This window comes from Kribbella qitaiheensis, assembly GCF_042657745.1.
Classification (GTDB): domain Bacteria; phylum Actinomycetota; class Actinomycetes; order Propionibacteriales; family Kribbellaceae; genus Kribbella; species Kribbella qitaiheensis.
On record NZ_JBHSKE010000009.1, the window covers coordinates 102,472 to 122,469 of the forward strand.

Genomic DNA, 19,998 nt, shown 5'->3' on the forward strand with positions numbered 1-19,998 from the left:
TCGGTCTCGCCTCACCCCGTGGTCTCAGGCAGGTTGTGGCGACGCCGGATCATCCGGTACGCCGCCTTGCGGGCCTCGCGGGTGAGTCTGCCCTGGAACTCGCTGTCGGAGAAGAACTTCTCGGTGAACTTGGTCCCGACCTCGGCACGTTCGACCATGATGTCCGGGAACCGCTTGTTGAACGGCATCTCGAAGTCGCCCTCGTTGCGGCTGGCAATAGCCGCCTGCTCGAGATCGGGATCCTCGGCCGCGGCGACCACCCGCTCCTCGTACATGAGCTTGTCAGCCTCGCTGAGCCCAAGGCCATAGCGCTCATTGAAGTCGTTGATCAGATCCGCCAGCAGCGCGGTCCGAGGGTCCTTGACGATCCCGCCGCCGCCCTCGTCGAACCCGGGCAGCACCTGCTCGCCTTCGGGCTCGAGACTGACGTCATGATCACCGGTCTTGCTGACCCGGAGGTGAGTGAGGTCGATCTCACCGATGTCCATCGCCGGATTCTGCCGAGAGGGCAGCCGGTTGAGCAGATGCCTGCCGTAGAGGTAGAGGCGTTCCAGTTCGGCATCAGTGAACTGCATGACCTGGGCAAGGAAACCGTACTTGCGGACGAAGTCGGTGAGGTCCGACCGGAACAGGTCGGCGGCATCCCGATCCTCAGCTGCGAGCCTGTCGAAACGCTGGACCGCGGGCTCGATGTGCCGATACAGGCCGGCGTGCTTCTTCTCCCAGCTCCGACCGCCGCCCTCTACCTCCACTGCCGGCTGGGCGCCGAGGTAGCCGTCGATGAATTCCTGCATCTCGGACTCGACCAGGATCTGGTGATCCATCACAGCGCGCTGCTTCTGGTACAGCAGATTCGGGTCGGCCGGCGTCGTCACGGCCTCCTCGAAGTAAGGCTTGAACTCGTTCTGAATGTTCTCCGCCTCGTTGGCGAAGTCAAGGACGAACAGGTCTTCCTGATTCTTCAACGGATGCGTGCGGTTCAACCGAGACAGCGTCTGCACCGCGGCAACGCCCGAGAGCGGCTTCTCGACGTACATGGTGGTGAGGAGCGGTTGATCGAACCCGGTCTGATACTTGTCGGCGACAACGAGGATGCGGAACTCGCGGCGAAATGGAGCACCATCTTTGTCACCAGTACGCGCCTTGGCGTTCGGGTCGTCGGCGCGGGTGTACGCGAACGCGCCCGGCAGTTCGCTCTCCGAGATGTGGTCGTTCATGACGGGCTCCGTGTACTTGATCCCGTCGACCGACAGTTCACCGGAGAAGGCCACCAAGATGCCCGGGTCGGCCATACTCAGGTCGTCCAGCTTCTGGTGCAGCGCCTGATACATCCGTACTGCGCTCTCCCGCGACCGGGTGACCACCATGGCCTTGGCCCGACCACCGAGTTGCTTGCGTGTGTGAGCGTGAAAGTGGCGAAGGATCACCTCGGCGTGCCCGAGCATGGTCGCCGGGTCGAGGTAGACCAGGCGCGCCAGTTCGGCGCCCGCCTTGTCAGGGTTGACCTCGATCTCCTCGGCGCCTTCCTTCGCCACGCGCCAGTACGTCTTGTACGTCGTGTAGTTGCGCAACACGTCGAGGATGAACCCCTCTTCGATTGCCTGGCGCATCGAATAGATGTGGAAGGCTCGCTTGTCTCCAGTCACCGGGTCGTCTACGCCGAAAAGCTGCAGGGTCTTGCTCTTGGGCGTCGCAGTAAACGCGAAGTAAGACAAGTTGGGGTGCCGTCCGCGAGCCATGGCGGACGACGTGAGCGGGTCCTCGTCATCGCCGGTCTCCTCCGCGCCGAGCCCACGCAGTACCTTCTTGAGCTTGGTGACCGAGTCACCGGACTGTCCGGAGTGCGCCTCGTCCACGATGATCGCTATCCGCTTGTCCGCAAGCGCTGAGACGCCCTCGAGCACATAGGGGAATGTTTGGACGGTCACGATGACGATCTTGGTGGCCGTGTTGGCGAGGGCCTTGGTGACCTCTGCGGACTTGGAACCGCCCGTCCCGGTGATGCGCTCGACGACGCCAGGCGTGTGATCAAACTGGTAGATCGTGTCCTGGAGCTGCTTGTCCAGCACGGACCGGTCGGTGATCACGACGACCTTGTGGAATACCGGCTCGTTGGCCGCGATAAGCCCTTGCTGTACAGCGTTCTCGTCGAGCGCGCCTGGTTCGGCCGAGCCGTGCAAAGTCGAGAGCCGGTGGGCCAGCCAAGCGATCGTGTTCGACTTGCCCGATCCTGCGGAGTGCATGACGAGGTAGTTGTTGCCCGAGCCGTTCCGCGCTGAGTGCGCGGTGAGTTTCCGCACGGCGTCCCACTGGTGGTAGCGCGGGAAGATCAGCGTACGGTCATGCACGCTGGTGCGGCCATTGGAGCGGCCCTTACCCTTCGCGATCTTCGGGTCCTCGACGTGCAGGAAGCGCTTGATGAGGTCGAGCCAGTTGTCCGGGTTCCAGACCTGTTCCCAGAGGTAGGCGGTGCGATACCCGGAGCCACCAGCGCTAACGGGCGGGTTGCCTGCTCCGCCACTGTTGCCCGCGCCGCCGGTGCCTTGGTTGAACGGCAGGAACGCCGTGTCCTTCCCACGCAGCTTGGTAGTGATGAACACCAGATCCGGATCAACGGCGAAGTGAACCAGCGCCCGCTTCGCGAACAGCAGTTCCTTGGGCTCGCGGTCTTCACGGTACTGGCGCTTGGCGTCCTCCACAGTCTGCCCAGTCAGCGAGTTCTTCAACTCCGCAGTGGCAACAGGGATACCGTTCACGAACAGGGTCAGGTCGAGCGAGTTGGTGGTCGTATCGCCGTAACGAAGCTGCCTGGTGACGGAGAGCCGGTTCTGCCGATACTCGTCCAACGCATCCTCGGCCACGGTATGCGCCGGCCGGAAGTAAGCCAGCTGGATCCGCACACCACGGTCCTTGACCCCATTGCGCAGTACATCGAGTGCGCCACGACTATCGATCTCCTTCGCCAGGAAGCGCAAGAACTCCCGCTCAGCCAGGGCAAGATCGCCGCCCGCGTACTGAACGATCGTGTTCCATTCATCCCCCTGGACCACCTGCACAAACGGCATCAACTGACTGGCATCAAGCGCCAGTTCGCGATCGAAGGCATCCGCCCTCCCCTGGTGCCAACCAGCCGCAAGCAGCGCCCCCTCCACCGCCTCCTCGAACGCCTCCTCCGTATGCGCCCTCGTCACGACACATCCACTCCCCTGGCCGTCGTCACATCAATCTGCCCAGTCACCGCCGCCGTAATCAACGCTTGACGACGTTCGGACAGTAGGCGTTCCTGGCGTAGATAACTTTCCGATAGCGAATCCATCGACTCCACCTGCAAGTCCACAGCATCAACTCGCCGCTTTTGTTCATGATATGAAATCACGGGAATAGGCATTTGCTTCATTGCGGACACATTGAAATGCGATTGAATCGTTCCGACCGAATACTCGCCAATTCGGCGTTGCGCATAAGACGAGTTGAGAACATATTCGGCGTAGCGCGGCAACAAATCGACCGCCGGCCTGACTATCACAAGATCAATACAGTTGGCGCCGGCGAACTCCGGCGGGACCACCGCGGCGACGCCTGCTTGCCCGGTCCTAACGACAACCAGATCCCCCGCACGAAGGCGGGACTTGTGATGGAAAGCATGACCCTCCTCGCTGATGCGGACGATGTCATCTTGGACAATGCGTCCCGGTTTAACATTGATGCCCCGCAACGCAGGAATCCCGCCCTCGTCGACATACCAGGCTGCTGGTGTGATGACGATGCCAACGGATACGTCGTCAACCAAGTACTTGAGCGGAACGAGTCTCGTGTCAACGGAATTTAGTCCGAGCTGCTCTTCAATCACCCTCCCGCGTTTCAAAACTAGCAGTGCTCGTACCCGACTTCTATGATTCAGCAGCTTATCGATTCGAGCGGTCTCGGCGTCTAGGAAGTCAGCGATGCGCCGCTGCTCCTCCAGCGGTGGCCACGGGATTCGTTCTGCTAGCACTTGCCCGGATGATAGGTGCTTTACTGTCGTCGAGAAGGTTAGATCGTTAACTATCGAGAGCAACATCGGCAGGGCATACGCGACGAATCTGATGTCTGTACCCAGGCGCGGGCGCAATAAGCACAGACGTTGGTTGAGTGCCGCAGGGCCGCGATTCCAGAGGGCTAGGTTGAAATCGCCATCCATCCCGATAACCAGGTCGCCATCGCGCAGGAGGGAATGCGGCGGGACGCGCCCGGAGACATACGTCTCAAATTGGTCGGTCAGGAGGTCGCGGATTCTAATCAGGGGGATATCACCGGCTGGTGCGAATGACTCTGACGCGAATGGATACCCGTTCACCAGGTCGGCGATGTCACCAATGCGCGCGACACCCCAGGCGCGCGGAAGGTCGACCGATGGTTCAAGTACGCTCCAAGCTGTATTCAAGATGTCATCTCGGCCAGAAGCGTCTGGATCTCGGATTCCAGTTCCCTTAGCTCTGCGTTAATCTCCTCGAGTGGGCGGGGTGGCGTGTAGACGTAGAAGTGGCGGGTGAAGGGGATTTCGTAGCCGATCTTGGTTTTGTCGTGGTCGACCCAGGCGTCGGGGACGTGCGGGAGAACCTCTCGTTCGACGTAGGCGTCGATGTCCTCGTTGAGCGGCACGTTCTCGTTGTCGCGTAGTTCTGGGTCGGGCTCCGGGGCGCCCTTCTTGAGTTGGACCTCGCCCTCTAGGTCGCGCACGGAGACCGCACTCCATACGGCCTTGTCGACCGCGGGCGGTAGTTGGCCGACGCCAGCCAGCACATCGCGCAAGGTTGACGCGAAGTCCGCCTTCTTGAAGGACGGTTCCTGGCCAACCAGTCGGCGCAAGGCAGCGAGGAGGCCGCCGCGCCCGTCATACTTCGAGGTGGCCTTGCCGGAGGTGAGGGTGGCATCCAGTTCGACCAGCGCTTCGTCGGTGACCTCAAACCGTAGCTTCAGCGGGCGTTCCACTGTGATCCGGTGATACCCGAAGTCCTCGTTGCGGAAGACCTTCACCTTGCCGTGCAGCAGGTGGTCGGCGTCGTCGGCAAGCGCCAGCGCGTCGGCGTACAGGCGCTGGATCTCCTCGATCTTATCGTCAGGGATCAGCTTGCGCTTGTCGCCGAGGGACTTGCGCATCTTCGCCCAGTACTCGCGGGCATCGAGGAGTACGACCTTGCCCTGATGTGATGGAGCCTTGCGGTTCGTAAGGATCCAGAAGTACGTGGAGATGCCTGTGTTGTAGAAGAGCTGATCGGGTAGAGCGACGATCGCTTCCAGCCAGTCGTTCTCCAGGACCCACTGACGGATCTTTGACTCGCCAGACTCCGCAGCGCCGGTGAACAGCGGCGAGCCGTTGAAGACGATCGCGAGGCGACTGCCACCCTCGCTCACAGGTCGCATCTTCGAGAGCATGTGCTGCAGGAACAGCAGCGAACCGTCGTTGATGCGAGGTAGGCCGGCGCCGAAGCGCCCGCGCATGCCCAGGTCGTTCGCCTCCTCGACGATCTCGGCTTGGGCCTTCTTCCACTCCACGCCGAACGGCGGATTGGATAGCATGTAGTCGAACTGCTTGTGCAGCAACTGGTCGCTGGTGAACGAGTTGCCGAGCTTGATGTTGTCCGGATCTTGGTTCTTGATCATCAGGTCCGAGCGGCAGATCGCCCAGGATTCCGGGTTCAACTCCTGGCCGAACGAATAGACCTGACCCGCCGAGTTGTGAGACAGGACGAACTCCTCGGCCGCGGTCAGCATGCCGCCCGTCCCGCAGGCCGGGTCGTACACGGTTCGGCTCATCCCAGGCACCTGGATGTCGGCCAAGTCGGGCGCGATGAGCAAGCCGGCCATCAGCTTGATGACCTCGCGCGGCGTGAAGTGCTCACCGGCCGTCTCGTTGGAGTCTTCCGCGAACTTCCGGATCAGCTCCTCGAAGACGTAGCCCATCTCGTGGTTCGACACCCGGTTGGGATGCAGATCGAAGTCGGCGAACCGAGACACAACCAGGTGCAGCAGCTTTGCCTCGGCCAGGTTCATCACCTGCTCGGTGAAGCGGAACTTCTCGAACGCCTCCTGCGCGTTCGGAGAGAAGCCGCGCACATACGAGAGCAGGTTCTTCGCCGCTTCGTCCGGCGCATTCGCCACGGAAGTCAGCGTGTGCGCCGTGATGTTGTAGAAGCGTTGCCCTGACTGCCGAGTCAGGAACGGGGTGGGGTCCATGTTGCGATCTCCCCACTTCTCGTGCTCCTTCCGTACCGCGTCGCGCGTCGGCTCCAGCACGCACTCCAGCCGGCGCAGTACGGTGAATGGCAGGATCACCTTGCCGTAGTCGGCTCGCTTGTAGTCTCCCCGCAGCAGGTCAGCTACCTGCCAGATGAAGCTCGCCAGATTCTTCGGCGTCGTCTCGCTCAACGGATTCCTCTCCCCAGTACGTGTAGTGGATCGTTCCAACGCTCCCGGGCGTTACCGAGGGAGGCTGAATCGATACCAAGGTCATGTCATTCGCCCGATTCAGGGGTAAGAACGCCGCTGCTCAACGCATCGGACAGGCCGCGGGCAAGCTCTCGCCCCTCATCGGAGGCACATGCCAGCACGGCTTCGAACTCGGCGAGGCGACGAAACGCCTCACCGTAGCGCTTCTGGTCCTCCAGGGGCAGCACTGGCACCTGCAGCCGCTTGACGTTCACTCGCATCATCTCGCGGAGCGTCGACGACGAACGCGCAGCCTCGCGCGCGTTCTCGCCGGCGGACAATACCCCCGCCAGAAACCACGGATCCAGAACCTGCGGGTCGGCTCGGATGGCATGCAAGTTGTTCCCCAGCCGCGCACCAACCTGCTCGTCAGTCGCGACCCGCGCGACGAGCGCACGCCCAAGGCTCGGCACGAGCACGTCACCAGCCTCAATGGAGACAGCATCGGCCGGCGCGCTGCCGGTCGGAGGCGCGCCACGGACGACATCGGCGCCGGTGACGGCCGACGAGTTCGCAGCGGCATCCTCTGAACCAGACCTCAGCAGCCGACGGTGGATCACCAGGCTGCCGCTTCGTGTGAGCTCCTCCAGCGACGCGCGCCGTGCGGATGCCAGCGACGACTCACCTCCATCGACGAACTGGGGTATCGAGCGCTCGAGCGAAGCCAACCGACGAACTAGATCACCACGGGCGGCTAGAAGATCTGCTGCATCGAGTTCTGGCCCCAGGTCGACTGGAAGGTGACGTGCAGGCGAGACGTCGATGTCTTCGTCGAGTAGTTCGATCACCGGAACTGCCCGGCACACGCCAGCTTGCACACCAAAGGCCGCGGGATCCCTGTCAAACGCCCGCCATGCGTCAACCGCCGTATCAGTGACGGCTGTAAGGTCAAGCTTGCGGCCGCCAACAGCACTTGCGGTGTCGACGACGAGCATGTGACTCGGCTGCTCACCACCAGCCGGTCGGCGGAGAATCCAAAGATGCAGCCCGACGGATGTGGCCGGCAGCAACCCTTGCGGCAACCCGATCACCGCCCGCAGCGCGCCGCGGCGCAGTAGCTCACCACGTATCCGACGCCCCGCCGACCGTGACGCAGCAGCCGGCGGCATCAGTAGCACTGCCAGGCCGCCTGGTTCAAGATGAGCGAGCGCATCCTGTACCCAGGCCAGTTCCGGTTCGGTACGTGGCGGAAGGCCGCCGAAGGCCCAACGCTGGTCATAAGCGAGCTGATCGTGTCCCCAGTCATGCAGGCCGAATGGTGGATTACTCACCACCGCATCAACGAGGTGGCCAGGAAAAGCATCAACCCGCAACGAGTCGCCAACGCGCACGATCGACGGAGGACCACCTACGCCTGCGAGCCGGTGCGCGAACAGCAACCGAACCTGGGCGATCCGGGCAGCGGTTGCGTCGAGATCCTGGGCAAAGCACTGAACCGGAGCTCCCCCGCCCGCGACCACGGCCTGTGCCACCAGCGAGCCAGTGCCACACGCAGCATCCATCACGCTGCTGACACGCCCGGCCAGCTGCAGCATCAACCGCGCCACTCCGGCCGGCGTCATGTAGTCGGACGCGGAGCCACGAGCCGACAAGTACTGCTGGTATAGCTGCTCGAACACAGCAGCCGGTTCCTCATCGGCCTCGAGTCGCTCGACAGCCGCCAGTACCGCCTGCTCTCGAGGCGACCAGGCGTCAGGCATCCCCTCGGCAAGTAAGTCAGCGGCCAGCGGGTCGACTCGACGTACGACATCCGCCAGCCGGTCAGGTGACAGAAACCCGGCCCTACCTTCGACCTCCGCATCCACCCAGCGCGCGAAGAGCGACATACCGGCAAGCCACAAGGCGCTTGCCAAATCAGGACCGCCCGAGGCCGCCTCGATCTCCCGCCAGATCCGCTGCGGAGCGCTGGCTGCCGGCAGCTTGCCCTGCGACGACAACCACCTCTCCACAGCAGCGAGCTCGAACGCCGGACTGGTCGCCGTACCGGCGACCGGTTGCGGAAAGTCCGCGTACCGCCGACGCCAATTGCTCACGGCCGCCCGGCCGACGCCCGCCAGCTTCGCGATGCCAATCGACGAGACCATGCCTGGCTGGTCCATGGGTCTCCTTCCGTGGAACGGCGCTTCTGCGGCCGCAGCGCAACCATACACAGTTCACGGGCGTGTACGCACGGTCTTCATAAATTCTTGTTGACTATGTTCACAGATCATGATTCTCTTATGCCGTTCACGCCGCACCAACTTCCTGGAGAGACCTCGATGACGCTGAGCGTCGACACGAGCCGCATCACGGCGGGCCGCCGTACCGATACCTACCTGGCCATGCGCAGCCTTCAGGGCGGGCGCACCGTTTACAGCACCCGCGTTCCGCTGCTGGACCTGGACAAGATCCTGCCGGTCCCGGATCCGAGCCAGCCCGATCCGGACAACCGGAAGGTGGACCCGCGGCACGCGAAGTCGTTCGGCGACTACGTCAGTACGCACTCGGCTTGGGTCGCGCCCACCCTGCTAGCGCGGGATAACGGCGGCTGCAACTTCCACCCGCTGGAGAGCAGCGACGGCAAGGTCGGGTACCTGGACATCCCGTGGTCCACGGGGACGGTGGGAGCCCTCACCACCATCGATGGGCAGCACAGGATCCTCGGCACCAGACTGCGTCTCCGTCAACTCACCGAAGAGATCACCAAGTGCGACCGGGATCTCTCCCGGGCTCGCTCTGGTGACCGCGCCACGAAGCTGGAGGCGAAGCTCGCCGAACTGCGCGAGGCGCTGAGCCGGCTCGAGCACGAGGCCATCGGCCTGGACATCTACGTCGAGCCCGACTCCGTCCTCGCCCGGCAGATGTTCGTCGACGTCGCAGACAACGCGAAGGGAATTTCGACCGCCCTGCGCGCTCGCTTCGACGGCTCGAAGATCGCCAATCGCACCCTCGACCGTGTCCTCGACCACGCGCTCCTCAAGGGCCGGGTCGACCTGGAACAGGACCGGATGACTCGCAACAACATCAACCTGATCGGCGCCAAGCACGTTGCCGACCTCACCAAAGCAGTCGCCGTCGGGGTCGGCGGGAAAATGACGTCTCGCCGCGAGAGCGAGCTCACCGACGAGGCTGTCGTCGAAGGTGTACACGCCTTCCTCGATTGCATCACCGAGGCTTTCGGGGATCTCGCCGACGTCGCCGAGGGAAGGCTCAGTGCGGTCGACTTGCGGAGCCGCTCGCTGCTCGGCTCGGTCGGCATGCTCCGCGTGCTTGCCGGCACCTTCCATGCGCTGCGCGCGAAAGAAGTCGCCGACGACGACATCACCGCCTTCTTCGCCACCTTGAGTCCGCACATGGCCGCGCCGGTATCCGACGCCGGCATCTGGCGGCAGTCGGAGACTCGGTCGGACTTCGAGCCGGAGGCCTCCGCACCCGTCATGCGTACCCAGAACCTCGTCCATCTCGTCAACGTCGTCACGTCCTGGTTCCCGGAGGTTCCGTAGTCATGAACGAGACCGAGCCGACGAATACCCAGACCCCGCCGACAGCTGTGCAAGACCTTTCGGTTGTCGAAACCGTCTTCAATCTGGCGGCGGACGACCCCGAACTCTCTGAACGACAGACACTCCTGGTCCTCGCCTCAATGGAAGGCGACGAGGCCCTGGCCGCTGAATTGAGCGGAACGCCCACGACGAGATCGACCTCCGGCACTGCCACCGCCACCGTCGAGGAGCCACCGGTTGGCGCGTTCTTGAAGTCGATCAGCGTGTCGGGCTTCCGGGGCATCGGCGAGACCTCACGACTCGACCTGCAACCAGGGCCAGGCCTCACTGTTGTCGCCGGCCGGAACGGCTCGGGGAAATCCAGCTTTGCCGAGGCTCTCGAACTGGCTCTCACCGGCGACAGCTACCGCTGGTCCGGCAAGAAGGCCACGCTCTGGGCGAGTTCGTGGCGGAACCTGCACCAGAGTCACCCCGCCTCCATCCTGATCGAGCTCGCTGAGGAAGGCAGCGGCCGGACCGAGATCGGAGTCGAGTGGCTCGCCGATGCTGGCCTCGACGACCGCAAAGTCTGGACGCAGCGCGCCGGTGCCCGACGTACGGCCGGTGTCGACGCGCTCGGATGGCGCACGCCCCTCGAGCTCTACCGGCCGATCCTTTCGTACGACGAACTTGGGCAGCGCCTGGAGGGCACTCAGACCGACCTGTACCGGGCCTTGGAAGGCATCCTCGGCCTGGACCTGATTAGCGATGCCATCACGAGGACCTCGCACGAGGTGAAGCGGCTGCGGGCGCCGTCGATAGAGTCCAAGGCAGGGAAGTCGGCACTCAGGCAACTACTGGAGTCGACGCAGGACCATCGAGCCGTGACAGCGCTCGACGAGATCCGCAAGCGCAAGTCGAGTCTCGAGGTCCTCGGCAAGATCGCAACCGGGGCGACTGCGCCTGACGAGCTCACCGGTCAACTGCGGGCGCTCAGCGAGCTCACCATCGCCGGACAGACCGACGTCGATGGCGCGGCGCACGATCTCCTCGCCGCGGTGGAAGAGTTCGCGACGATCGGCGTGACTGCACCGACGTTGGCAGAGGCTCGTAGCAGATTGCTGGAGCAAGCCCTTGCGCTTCACACCGAGCACGGCGACCTGAGCTGCCCGGTGTGCAGCGAGGGCAGACTCGACAATGCTTGGCGGGAACGCACCACCGCGTTACTGGCCGCCGAGCACGCCGAGATGGCAAAGCTGCGGGCAGCTCGTCAGCAACTCGACGATCGTCGTCGGGCCGCGCTCGGCCTGCTCGCCGTACCGAGTCTCTCGACTCCGACTGCCGACCTCGATCTGTCGGGTCTGGGAGATGCTGAGACGGCGCTGAAGGTGTGGCGCGAGGCTCCCGCATCAGACGTCGAACTGGCCGAGCATCTTTCGTCGCGTTATCAGCCGACCGTCGCAGCGGTAACGCGGCTGCGTGAGGAAGCTGCCGCTGCACTGAGCGCTCGTGACGACCAGTGGCGCGGGATCGCGCAACAGCTCGCTGCCTGGCTCGGGCTTCAACAGGCCGCTGACGCCGTGGCCGACGACCTGGCCGATGTCACCGCCGCGGCATCCTGGCTCAAGGCGAATGCCGCGAATCTACGGAACCAGCGGCTCGAGCCCCTTGCCGATGGCGCACGACAGATCTGGGCGAAGCTTCGTGAAGAGAGCAACGTCGACTTGGGCGCGATCACGCTGACGGGACAGCGAAACCGCGGCCAGGTAAACCTCAGGGCCGAGGTCGACGGGGTGGAGACGGATGCATTGCCCGTCATGAGCCAGGGAGAGTTGCATGCGCTGGCCCTGGCTCTGTTCCTGCCTCGGGCGACGATGGCGGCCAGCCCGCTGCGCTTCGTCGTACTGGATGACCCGGTCCAGGCGATGGACCCTGCGAAGGTGGACGGCCTTGCCCAGGTGCTCCTCGAGCAGGCGAAGGACCGGCAGGTCGTCGTGTTCACCCACGACGACCGGTTGGCCGAGGTTGTCCGCCGGACTGCGGCCGAGGCCCGGATCATCGAGGTCACCCGCGGCACCGGCTCCAAAGTCGAGACTGTCGAGTGCCAGTCGCCCGCCCGGCGCTACGTACGGGACGCGAACGACCTGCTGCTTGACACCGAACTCCCGGCCGTCGTGCTCGACAGGGCAATCCCGGCGCTTTGCCGCCTTGCCGTCGAGGCCGCAGCCCATGAGGTGTACTTCCGTCAACAGTTGACTGCGGGGGCCGAGCGCCGTGTCGTCGAGGAGACGTGGCACGACACCAAGCCGACATCGCACCGGGTCGCCCTTGCGCTGCATGGCGCGGCACGTGCAGACCTTCGTCGTTGGCGTAGCCAGCAGTATCGGCAGAACACCATGAAGATGTGTGGGCCCGCGGTACACAACAGCATGCAGTTCAACGCTGCAGGGGCTGTGCGCGACCTTCGTCAGACCGTCGAGGATCTGCTGAGCGGGCGACCATGAGGGCCCACCTGCTTCTCCAGCGTGCCGAGGAGATCCTCGACGAGAAGAAGAGCACGCCGCAGCGGCGCCCGACCCAGATCGCGGCGTTCTTGATCAGACAGGCACTCGAGGAAGCAGTAGCCGGCCATTGTGAGCGCCTCATCACCCGCCTGGACCACCCCGTGACGATGCGATCTCGTCTCACGGTTCTCCATCTGTTCGATCAGACTGGGGCCGCCGAAACGGCCGAGTACACCTGGAACGCACTCAGCCGCGCCTGTCATCACCACGCCTACGAACTGGCGCCGACGGCCTCAGAACTACAGCATCTGCTCGCTCTCGTAAGGCAACTGGTCCCTCCTACGACAACCGATCAGCCACCGGGCGTCTCCACCTGACACCGAGGAACCGCAGCGCCCGAAGAAGTGCGGGGCCACCAAAGGGGGGATGCCCCGCACTTCCTCAGACGTTGTGGGAGCCTCTGGCTTCGGATACGGGCAGACATCTTTTGGACGTAGAGGGGGAGCCGATGGCAACAGAAATGACACCGTATGACCGCCGCGCTTGGACTGAGATTGAGAAGTGGCGCAGGCGTCAGCAAGAGAGTCAGGCAAGGCGCCTGCTTCCTGAAGGGCTTCGGCGGCGTATGTCGGAAGCTGGTCAGACTGCAAGAGCACGCTTCGAGTCGATTCCTGGAGCCATGGAGTTCGAGGGCATCTTCGTGAAGGCCCTCGGTGGACTCCTCGACGTCGGTTCTCGGGCCGCGATGGCCACCGTTGGCCACGAAGCGATCGTCGAGGCATATCGAAAGCGCGGCCACGAGGTCGCGGACATCGACGACATCGGGAAGCTAGAGCTGTGTGAGATGGACAAGGTCAGACCCAACCTTGGACTTGCCTACACCGCTGTTGCAACTGTGGAAGGTGCCGCGGCAGGGTTCGCCGTGTCGGGGGGCGAGATCGTTGCGGCCGGAGGTTCAGTATTCGGGGCCGGTGTAGGTGGTGCGCCTGGTATCGGAACGGTCGTTGGGGTGATGGCGGCTGACGCAGCGGTCGTGCTTGTCGCCGCTAACCGCGCCGTGGCGCACATTGCCGCCTACTACGGCTACGACGTGGACCATCCGGACGAGAGGCTGTTCGCCCTGGGAGTGCTCAGTGTGGGTACCGCGGCCGAGGCCAGCAAGGCAACTGCGTACATCGAACTGAACAAGCTCGTGCAAGCACTCGCACGTCGGGCCACGTGGGATCAGCTCCGCCAGAACGCCGTGACCAGGGTTGTCGAGAAGGTCTTCACCAGACTGGGGTACCGGATCACCCAGCGGAAGCTCGGCCAGGCGGTGCCCGTCTTTGGCACCGTGATCGGCGCGGGGATGAACGCCCACCTCTTGTCCAGCGTCACTCATGACGCAAACCACATCTATCGCGAACGGTTCCTACGTGACCACTATGGCCTCGCGCACGAACCGCTTGCGACACCGTCCATGAACGAGACCGACGTGGTCGACGTTGCCGAGCTCCTACACGAAGAAATCGCCAAGGAGGACGGCCGCCCGACCGACGGTGGTGATGGCGAGCGGAGCTAATGGCGGTCGATGGTCAACTTCTTCCGCACGGCAGCCGATGCTAGCGGCGGGAGGGTGCGGACCGGCCAGGTCGTTCGGCTGTCGGTGGACTCCTTGCGCGTCTAGGCTCGCGGGTGACGCGCGCGACTAGAGGAGCTGCCATGCCCGATCCCGTCACTCACACGCTCGACGTCCCTGGGGCCGTCCTGACCTACGACGTCCGCGGTGATCTCGCCGACCAGCCGGTGTTGCTGATGATCGGTTCGCCGATGGGCGCGAGCGGCTTCCCGACGCTGGCGTCGCACTTCGCCGACCGTACGGTCGTGACGTACGACCCGCGCGGCGTCGAGCGCAGTACGAGGGCCGACGGCGCTGGTGAGCTGTCGCCGAACGACCACGCCGGGGACCTGGCAGCCCTGATCGAGGCCCTCGACGCCGGACCGGTCGAGTTGTTCGCCAGCAGCGGCGGTGCCGTGAACGCGCTGGCCCTGATGGCGCAGCGTCCCGATTTGGTGAAGACGCTGGTGGCGCACGAACCGCCGCTGGCCGGAATCATCCCGGACCACGAGGCAGCCCTGGCCGCCTGCGAGGACATCTACCAGACCTACCAGCGCGACGGGATGGGCGCGGGGATGGCGAAGTTCATCGCCATCGTCGGCTACGAGGGCGAGATCCCGGCGGACTACACCGACCAGCCGGCGCCCGACCCGGCGATGTTCGGGCTGCCGACCGAGGACGACGGGTCCCGCAACGACGCCCTGATCGGCCAGAACCTGCGCGGCTGTACGTCGTACCAGCCCGACTTCGACGCGCTCGCCAAGGTGAGCGACAAGCTCGTCCTCGGGTTCGGCGAGGAGTCCGCCAACCAACTCGCCGGCCGCGGCGGGAAGGCGGTCGCCGAGCGCCTCGGGCTGACGCCGGCGATGTTCCCGAGCAACCACGGCGGGTTCCTCGGCGACGAGTACGGCCAGCCCGGCAAGCCGGCCGAGTTCGCCGCCCGGCTGCGCGAGGTCCTGGCCGGCCGGTGACGCCCCGGCAGCCGGTCCAGACCGGTCCATCTGCTTAGCTGGTGGCATGACTGAGAAGCCTGAGATCGATCCTCCGGACGGCCCGCCGCCGGCGGATCTGGAGATCACCGACATCACCGAGGGCGACGGCGCCGAGGCCAAGGCCGGCTCCCGGGTGAACGTGCACTACGTAGGCGTGGCCCACTCCACCGGCGAGGAGTTCGACGCCTCCTACAACCGCGGCGCGCCGCTGGCCTTCCAGCTCGGCGTCGGTCAGGTCATCCAGGGCTGGGACACCGGCGTCCAGGGCATGAAGGTGGGCGGCCGGCGCAGGCTCGTCATCCCGCCGCACCTGGCGTACGGCGACCGTGGCGCGGGCGGCTCGATCAAGCCCGGCGAGACCCTGATCTTCGTGGTCGACCTGATCAGCGTCAGCTGACCCTCCAACCACTCGGTGTTCCTTGCGGGACACGGGCCCCCTGATCCGTCACACTGACGGATCAGGGGGCATTTCACGTAGTTGTACTCACGCGCGCTGCCGCCCCGGCGGGTTGACTCGGGAGGCATGACGACGATGGTTGCCACCAGTGTCCCGGCGGCTCGCGAGACCGGCTGGACGAAGTACGCCGCTGTTGCCGCCAAGGTCGCGCTCCTCCTGTTGTTGCTCACGGCCCTCATCTGGCCCGACCTCAGCGGTGTCAAGGGCAAGGCCTCGACCGCCCGGCTGATCGTCTACCCGCTCGGTGCGATGGTGCTGCCGCTCTGGTGGTTCGCCTACGGCCGCACCAAGAGCAAGCTGCACAAGAGCTTCCCGTGGCACGCGGACCTGCTGATGACGTTGCCTTGGCTGATCGATCTGCTCGGCAACCGCCTCAACCTGTTCGACACGATCGATTGGTGGGACGACGCGATGCACTTCATCCTGTGGGCCCTGCTCACCGCCGGTGTCCTGCTCGCCTTCGTACCGCGCGGCCTGTCCCGCGGCCTGACCGCCTTCGTTGCCCTCGGCTTCGGCGCCACCGCCGCGGTGATCTGGGAGCTCGGCGAATACGTCGCCTTCGTCCGCCACTCCGCCGAACTCCAAACCGCCTACACCGACACCCTCGGCGACCTCACTCTCGGCACCCTCGGCGCACTCCTGTCCGGCCTGATCGTCTTCCAGGCAAGGCGTACTGCGGACTAGCCGCGAAGGCCGGCCTCGAGCTGGCGAAGGAGCGCGCTCCGCCTAGTACGACAAGGGTGGTTGCCGACCGGCAGCCGTCGTACGATCTCGCGCACTGCCGGCGAAGCGTGCTCGATAGCCCAGCGGATCTCCTCGTCACCGGCGGCAGGGTCGTCGCCCGCCGCGAGTTCGCGGGCCTGCGCCTGAGAGATCGCCGGGCCGAGGACATGGTTCACCTGGTGCGGTGTCGCCAAGGCGTGGATGTAGGCGATCCCCGCCGCATACCCCGCGGCGCGTGCGGCAGCGTTGGCCACCGGGTCGCCGACCTCGCGTGCGGCTGCGAATGCCGCCCAGGCAACAGTGCGCAGCCGAGCTGTCCGCTTCCCCCCGAGCGCGAAGCCCCGCAGTACCTCGATCGCTTCGCGCGGCCGGGTGTCACCCGGAGCCCTCGCCTCGAACAACGGCAACACCCGCTCGGCACAATTCCCAGCCCAGAGGCCGAGGAGGCGGCGATCGTCGTCGCTCAGATCCAAGCTCATGAGCCTCAATCGTATCGTTGAACCCTGCGGTTGAGACTTTCACCAGTCCGGCCACTCGGAGTGGGGTGAAAGCCTCAAAGCGGTACGCCGGCCGCCGGGCTGGGGTAGGGGCGGACGCCCACGCCATCAATCCCCCGAAACCGAGCCCACGCCGAGCGTGGCGACCTCAGGGCGACCCGGGCATTGATGGCCTGGATGTCCACCCCAACCTCGACGGAAGCTTCACCCGGTCCGGCGGCGGGAGCGTCAGCGGTCGGCGGGGCGGCAGATCCCGTTGGCGGCGGCACTCGCGGCGAGCGCCTTGGCGGCGGGGTTCTCCGAGGCTGGGTTGTCCGGGGCGGGGTTCTCGGGGGTGACCTGGTCGGTGCGGGTGGTGTGGCGGCCGATGGGGACGACCATGGGGGTGCCGGCGACGGGGTCGGGGATGACCTTGACCGCTAGGCCGAAGACGTCCTGGACGACCTGTTCGGTGACGACCTCGCTGGGGTTGCCCTCGCAGACGATGGCGCCGTCCTTCATCGCGATCAGGTGGTCGCCGAAGCGGCAGGCCTGGTTGAGGTCGTGCAGGACGAGCACGATGGTCCGCTCGTCGCGCTTGTTCAGGTCGACCAGCAGATCGAGTACTTCGAACTGGTGGGTCAGATCGAGGAAGGTGGTCGGTTCGTCGAGCAGCAGGATGTCGGTCTCCTGCGCGAGCGCCATCGCGATCCAGACCCGTTGCCGCTGACCGCCGGACAGTTCGTCGATCGGCCGGTCCGCGATCTCCAGCACGTCGGTGGACGTCATCGCGTCGGCGATCGCCTCGTCGTCGCCCTTGGTCCACTGCCGGATCCAGCCCTGCCGGGGATACCGGCCGCGCCCGACCAAGTCCGCGACCGTGATCCCCTCCGGGGCAGTCGGTGACTGAGGCAACAGACCGAGCTTCAGAGCGACCGCACGCGTCGGGATCGACTGGATGCTCTTGCCGTCCAGCAGCACCGTACCCTTGCTCGGCTTCAGCAACCGGGCCAGCGTCTTCAGGAGCGTGGATTTGCCGCACGCGTTGGCGCCGACGATGACGGTGATCTTCCCGGTCGGGATCTGCACCGACAGGTCGTGGATGATCTCGCGCTGGTCGTAGCCGACGGCAAGGTTCTCGGCCGACAGACTGTGGTCCACCTTGGTCTCCAATTCAGCCACCACTTCCCACCCGGTTCGTCCGGGCCAGCAAGAACATCAGGTACGGCGCGCCGACAACCCCGGTGACGACGCCGACCGGCAGCTGGGTGTCGCCCAGCGCGTGCTGCGCGATCAGGTCCGACAGCGCGACCACGAGTGCTCCGATCAGCGCGGAGGTGATCAGCGCCGGCCCCGGCGAGCGGGTCAGCCGGCGCGCGATCGGCGCCGCGACGAACGCGACGAACGCGATCGGGCCGGCCGCCGCCGTCGCGATGGCCGCCAGCAGTACTGCGACCACGATCAGCCCCAGCCGCGCCCACTCGACCCTCAGGCCGAGCCCGTACGCCGTCTCGTCGCCGAGCTGGAGGATCCTCAGCCGGTTCACCAGCAGGATCATCGCCGGGGTGAGCACGACGAGCGTGATCGCCAGGGAGCGCACGTTCGACCAGTCCCGCCCGTTCAGGCTGCCGGTCAACCAGATCAGCGCCTGCTGGGCGACCTCCACCCGCGCCTTGGTCAGCAAGTACGACGTGAGGCTGGTGGCGATCGCCCCGATCCCGATGCCGACCAGGATCAACCGGTAGCTGGAGACGCCCCGGCGCCACGCGAGCAGGTACATGATGAACGCGGTCAGCAGCGCCCCGGCGATCGCCAGTGCCGACACCGCCGTACCGGTGAGGCCGAGGGTGATGATGGCGAACACCGCGAACGCGCTCGCGCCGTACGTGACGCCGATGATGTCCGGGCTCGCCAGCGGGTTGCGGGCGACGCTCTGGAAGATCGCGCCGGACATGCCGAGCGCGGCACCGACCAGGATCCCGGTCAGGGCGCGCGGCAGCCGGAGCCGGTTGACGATGAACTCGGTCGCCTTGTCGCCCGCGCCGAACAAGGTCTTCACCACGTCGATCACGGGGATCTTGAAGTCGCCGAGCGAGAGCGAGACGCAGAAGGTAACGAACAGGATCACCGCGAGCACGGCGATGACCGCGAGCGACCTTGCCTGCCGGGCGGCCCGGGCTCGCGCGATGACCTGGCCGCGCTCCGCCGTCGCGGTCGCCATCAGAGGTCCGCCAGCTTGCGTCGGCGTACCAGGGCGATGAAGAACGGGGCGCCGATCACGGCGGTGACGATGCCGACCTGCAGCTCACCGGGCTGGGCGACGACCCGGCCGATCACGTCGGCGCCGAGCAGCAGGATGGGTGCCATCACCATCGAGTACGGCAGGATCCAGCGGTAGTCGGGGCCGGTGATCAGCCGGGCCACGTGCGGAATGGTGAGACCGACGAAACCGATCGGTCCTGCGGCCGCGGTCGCCGCACCACAGAGCAGTACGACGGTGACCGCGGTGAAGAGGCGGGCCAGGCCGACCCGCTGGCCCAGGGAGCGCGCGACGTCGTCGCCGAGGGACATGGCGTTCAGCACCCGCCCCGAGACCAGCGCGAGAACGATGCCGATCAGGATGAACGGCGCCACCTGGGTGACGACGTCCGAGCCGCGGCCGGCCAGCGACCCGACCGCCCAGAACCGGAACTGGTCGAACGTGTTGACGTCGCCGATCAGCAGGGCTGTGGTGAGGGAGCCGAGCATCGCCGTCAACGCCGCGCCGGCCAGCGCCAGCTTGACCGGTGTCGCGCCTTCGCGGCCCAGCGATCCAAGCATGTAGACCACCACCGAGGCGGCCGCGGCTCCGGCGAAGGCGAGCCAGACGTACGACGTCAGGCTGGTGAGGCTGAACCAGTAGATGCCCACGACGACGAAGAGCGCGGCGCCGGCGTTGACTCCGAGGATGCCGGGATCGGCCAGCGGGTTGCGGGTGACGCCCTGCATCAGCGCGCCGGCCAGGCCGAGGGCGGCGCCGACGAGCAGGCCGAGCACCGTCCGGGGGATGCGCAGCGAGTGGATGATGACGTGGTCCGTGTCCGCCGGGTTGTAGTGGCGGAGGGCATCGATCACGGTCGACAGCGGGATCTGCTTCGAGCCGACGGCGATGCTGAGCAGCGACACCAGGAGCAACAGGGCGACGCAACCGAGCAACCCGAGGATCAGGGGCACGCGACGGGTACGCGGACGGCGTCGGGGTGCATCGGCGACAGCGGATTCCGGTCGCGGCGCGGCGGCGGTCCGCTGGGCGGGCAGCGGTGGCATTGGACTTTGGGATC

The 19,998-nt window shown here is 65.5% G+C and carries 15 protein-coding genes; 7 read left to right on the top strand and 8 right to left on the bottom strand.

The features are described 5' to 3' along the window. Nucleotides 1-11 precede the first annotated feature (11 nt). From ACFPJ1_RS10400 to ACFPJ1_RS10415, 4 genes are all read right to left on the bottom strand, one after another. Nucleotides 12-3,191 carry a type I restriction endonuclease subunit R gene (locus ACFPJ1_RS10400; protein ID WP_380103285.1) on the bottom strand — a complete coding sequence of 1,060 codons (3,180 nt, stop codon included), beginning with the start codon at nucleotides 3,189-3,191 and terminating at the stop codon, nucleotides 12-14. Then, complete coding sequence (locus tag ACFPJ1_RS10405) at nucleotides 3,188-4,423, bottom strand: restriction endonuclease subunit S (RefSeq protein ID WP_380103286.1); 1,236 nt, start codon at nucleotides 4,421-4,423, stop codon at nucleotides 3,188-3,190. Before ACFPJ1_RS10405 ends, ACFPJ1_RS10400 begins: the two co-directional genes overlap by 4 nt. Next, nucleotides 4,420-6,408 (bottom strand): type I restriction-modification system subunit M, encoded by a 1,989-nt coding sequence (locus ACFPJ1_RS10410; RefSeq protein WP_380103287.1) that lies wholly within the window; start codon nucleotides 6,406-6,408, stop codon nucleotides 4,420-4,422. The genes ACFPJ1_RS10405 and ACFPJ1_RS10410 overlap by 4 nt, the downstream gene beginning before the upstream one ends. A gap of 86 nt (nucleotides 6,409-6,494) precedes the next feature. Further along, complete coding sequence (locus ACFPJ1_RS10415; RefSeq protein WP_380103288.1) at nucleotides 6,495-8,567, bottom strand: N-6 DNA methylase; 2,073 nt, start codon at nucleotides 8,565-8,567, stop codon at nucleotides 6,495-6,497. Nucleotides 8,568-8,687: 120 nt separating this feature from the next. Here ACFPJ1_RS10415 and ACFPJ1_RS10420 point away from each other — a divergent pair, with 120 nt between their 5' ends. The 7 genes from ACFPJ1_RS10420 to ACFPJ1_RS10450 all read left to right on the top strand — a co-directional run bounded on the left by ACFPJ1_RS10420 (nucleotide 8,688) and on the right by ACFPJ1_RS10450 (nucleotide 16,163). Further along, nucleotides 8,688-9,950 carry a DNA sulfur modification protein DndB gene (locus ACFPJ1_RS10420; RefSeq protein WP_380103289.1) on the top strand — a complete coding sequence of 421 codons (1,263 nt, stop codon included), beginning with the start codon at nucleotides 8,688-8,690 and terminating at the stop codon, nucleotides 9,948-9,950. Between the two features lie 2 nt (nucleotides 9,951-9,952). After that, nucleotides 9,953-12,433: an ATP-binding protein gene (locus ACFPJ1_RS10425; RefSeq protein WP_380103291.1), complete on the top strand. Its 2,481-nt coding sequence runs from the start codon at nucleotides 9,953-9,955 to the stop codon at nucleotides 12,431-12,433. Next, nucleotides 12,430-12,810 carry a hypothetical protein gene (locus ACFPJ1_RS10430; RefSeq protein WP_380103293.1) on the top strand — a complete coding sequence of 127 codons (381 nt, stop codon included), beginning with the start codon at nucleotides 12,430-12,432 and terminating at the stop codon, nucleotides 12,808-12,810. The genes ACFPJ1_RS10425 and ACFPJ1_RS10430 overlap by 4 nt, the downstream gene beginning before the upstream one ends. A gap of 302 nt (nucleotides 12,811-13,112) precedes the next feature. Next, a complete protein-coding gene (locus ACFPJ1_RS10435; RefSeq protein ID WP_380103294.1) occupies nucleotides 13,113-13,994 on the top strand; it encodes an EcsC family protein in 882 nt (293 codons plus the stop codon). A 140-nt stretch (nucleotides 13,995-14,134) separates the two neighbouring features. Then, nucleotides 14,135-15,001: an alpha/beta fold hydrolase gene (locus ACFPJ1_RS10440; protein ID WP_380103295.1), complete on the top strand. Its 867-nt coding sequence runs from the start codon at nucleotides 14,135-14,137 to the stop codon at nucleotides 14,999-15,001. A 46-nt stretch (nucleotides 15,002-15,047) separates the two neighbouring features. Continuing rightward, a complete protein-coding gene (locus ACFPJ1_RS10445) occupies nucleotides 15,048-15,419 on the top strand; it encodes an FKBP-type peptidyl-prolyl cis-trans isomerase (protein WP_380103296.1) in 372 nt (123 codons plus the stop codon). A 126-nt stretch (nucleotides 15,420-15,545) separates the two neighbouring features. Then, nucleotides 15,546-16,163, top strand: coding sequence for a DUF2238 domain-containing protein (locus ACFPJ1_RS10450; RefSeq protein ID WP_380103298.1), 618 nt, complete (start codon nucleotides 15,546-15,548; stop codon nucleotides 16,161-16,163). Here ACFPJ1_RS10450 and ACFPJ1_RS10455 read toward each other — a convergent pair. The 4 genes from ACFPJ1_RS10455 to ACFPJ1_RS10470 form a co-directional block, all read right to left on the bottom strand. Continuing rightward, a complete protein-coding gene (locus ACFPJ1_RS10455; RefSeq protein WP_380103300.1) occupies nucleotides 16,160-16,681 on the bottom strand; it encodes a putative immunity protein in 522 nt (173 codons plus the stop codon). The genes ACFPJ1_RS10450 and ACFPJ1_RS10455 overlap by 4 nt on opposite strands. Before the next feature lie 246 nt (nucleotides 16,682-16,927). Continuing rightward, nucleotides 16,928-17,863, bottom strand: coding sequence for an ABC transporter ATP-binding protein (locus tag ACFPJ1_RS10460; RefSeq protein ID WP_380103301.1), 936 nt, complete (start codon nucleotides 17,861-17,863; stop codon nucleotides 16,928-16,930). Next, nucleotides 17,853-18,899, bottom strand: a complete 1,047-nt coding sequence (locus ACFPJ1_RS10465; protein ID WP_380103302.1) for a FecCD family ABC transporter permease — start codon at nucleotides 18,897-18,899, stop codon at nucleotides 17,853-17,855. The genes ACFPJ1_RS10460 and ACFPJ1_RS10465 overlap by 11 nt, the downstream gene beginning before the upstream one ends. After that, on the bottom strand, nucleotides 18,899-19,984 hold the full coding sequence (locus tag ACFPJ1_RS10470; RefSeq protein ID WP_380103303.1) for a FecCD family ABC transporter permease: 1,086 nt from the start codon (nucleotides 19,982-19,984) through the stop codon (nucleotides 18,899-18,901). Before ACFPJ1_RS10470 ends, ACFPJ1_RS10465 begins: the two co-directional genes overlap by 1 nt. Nucleotides 19,985-19,998: the final 14 nt, after the last annotated feature.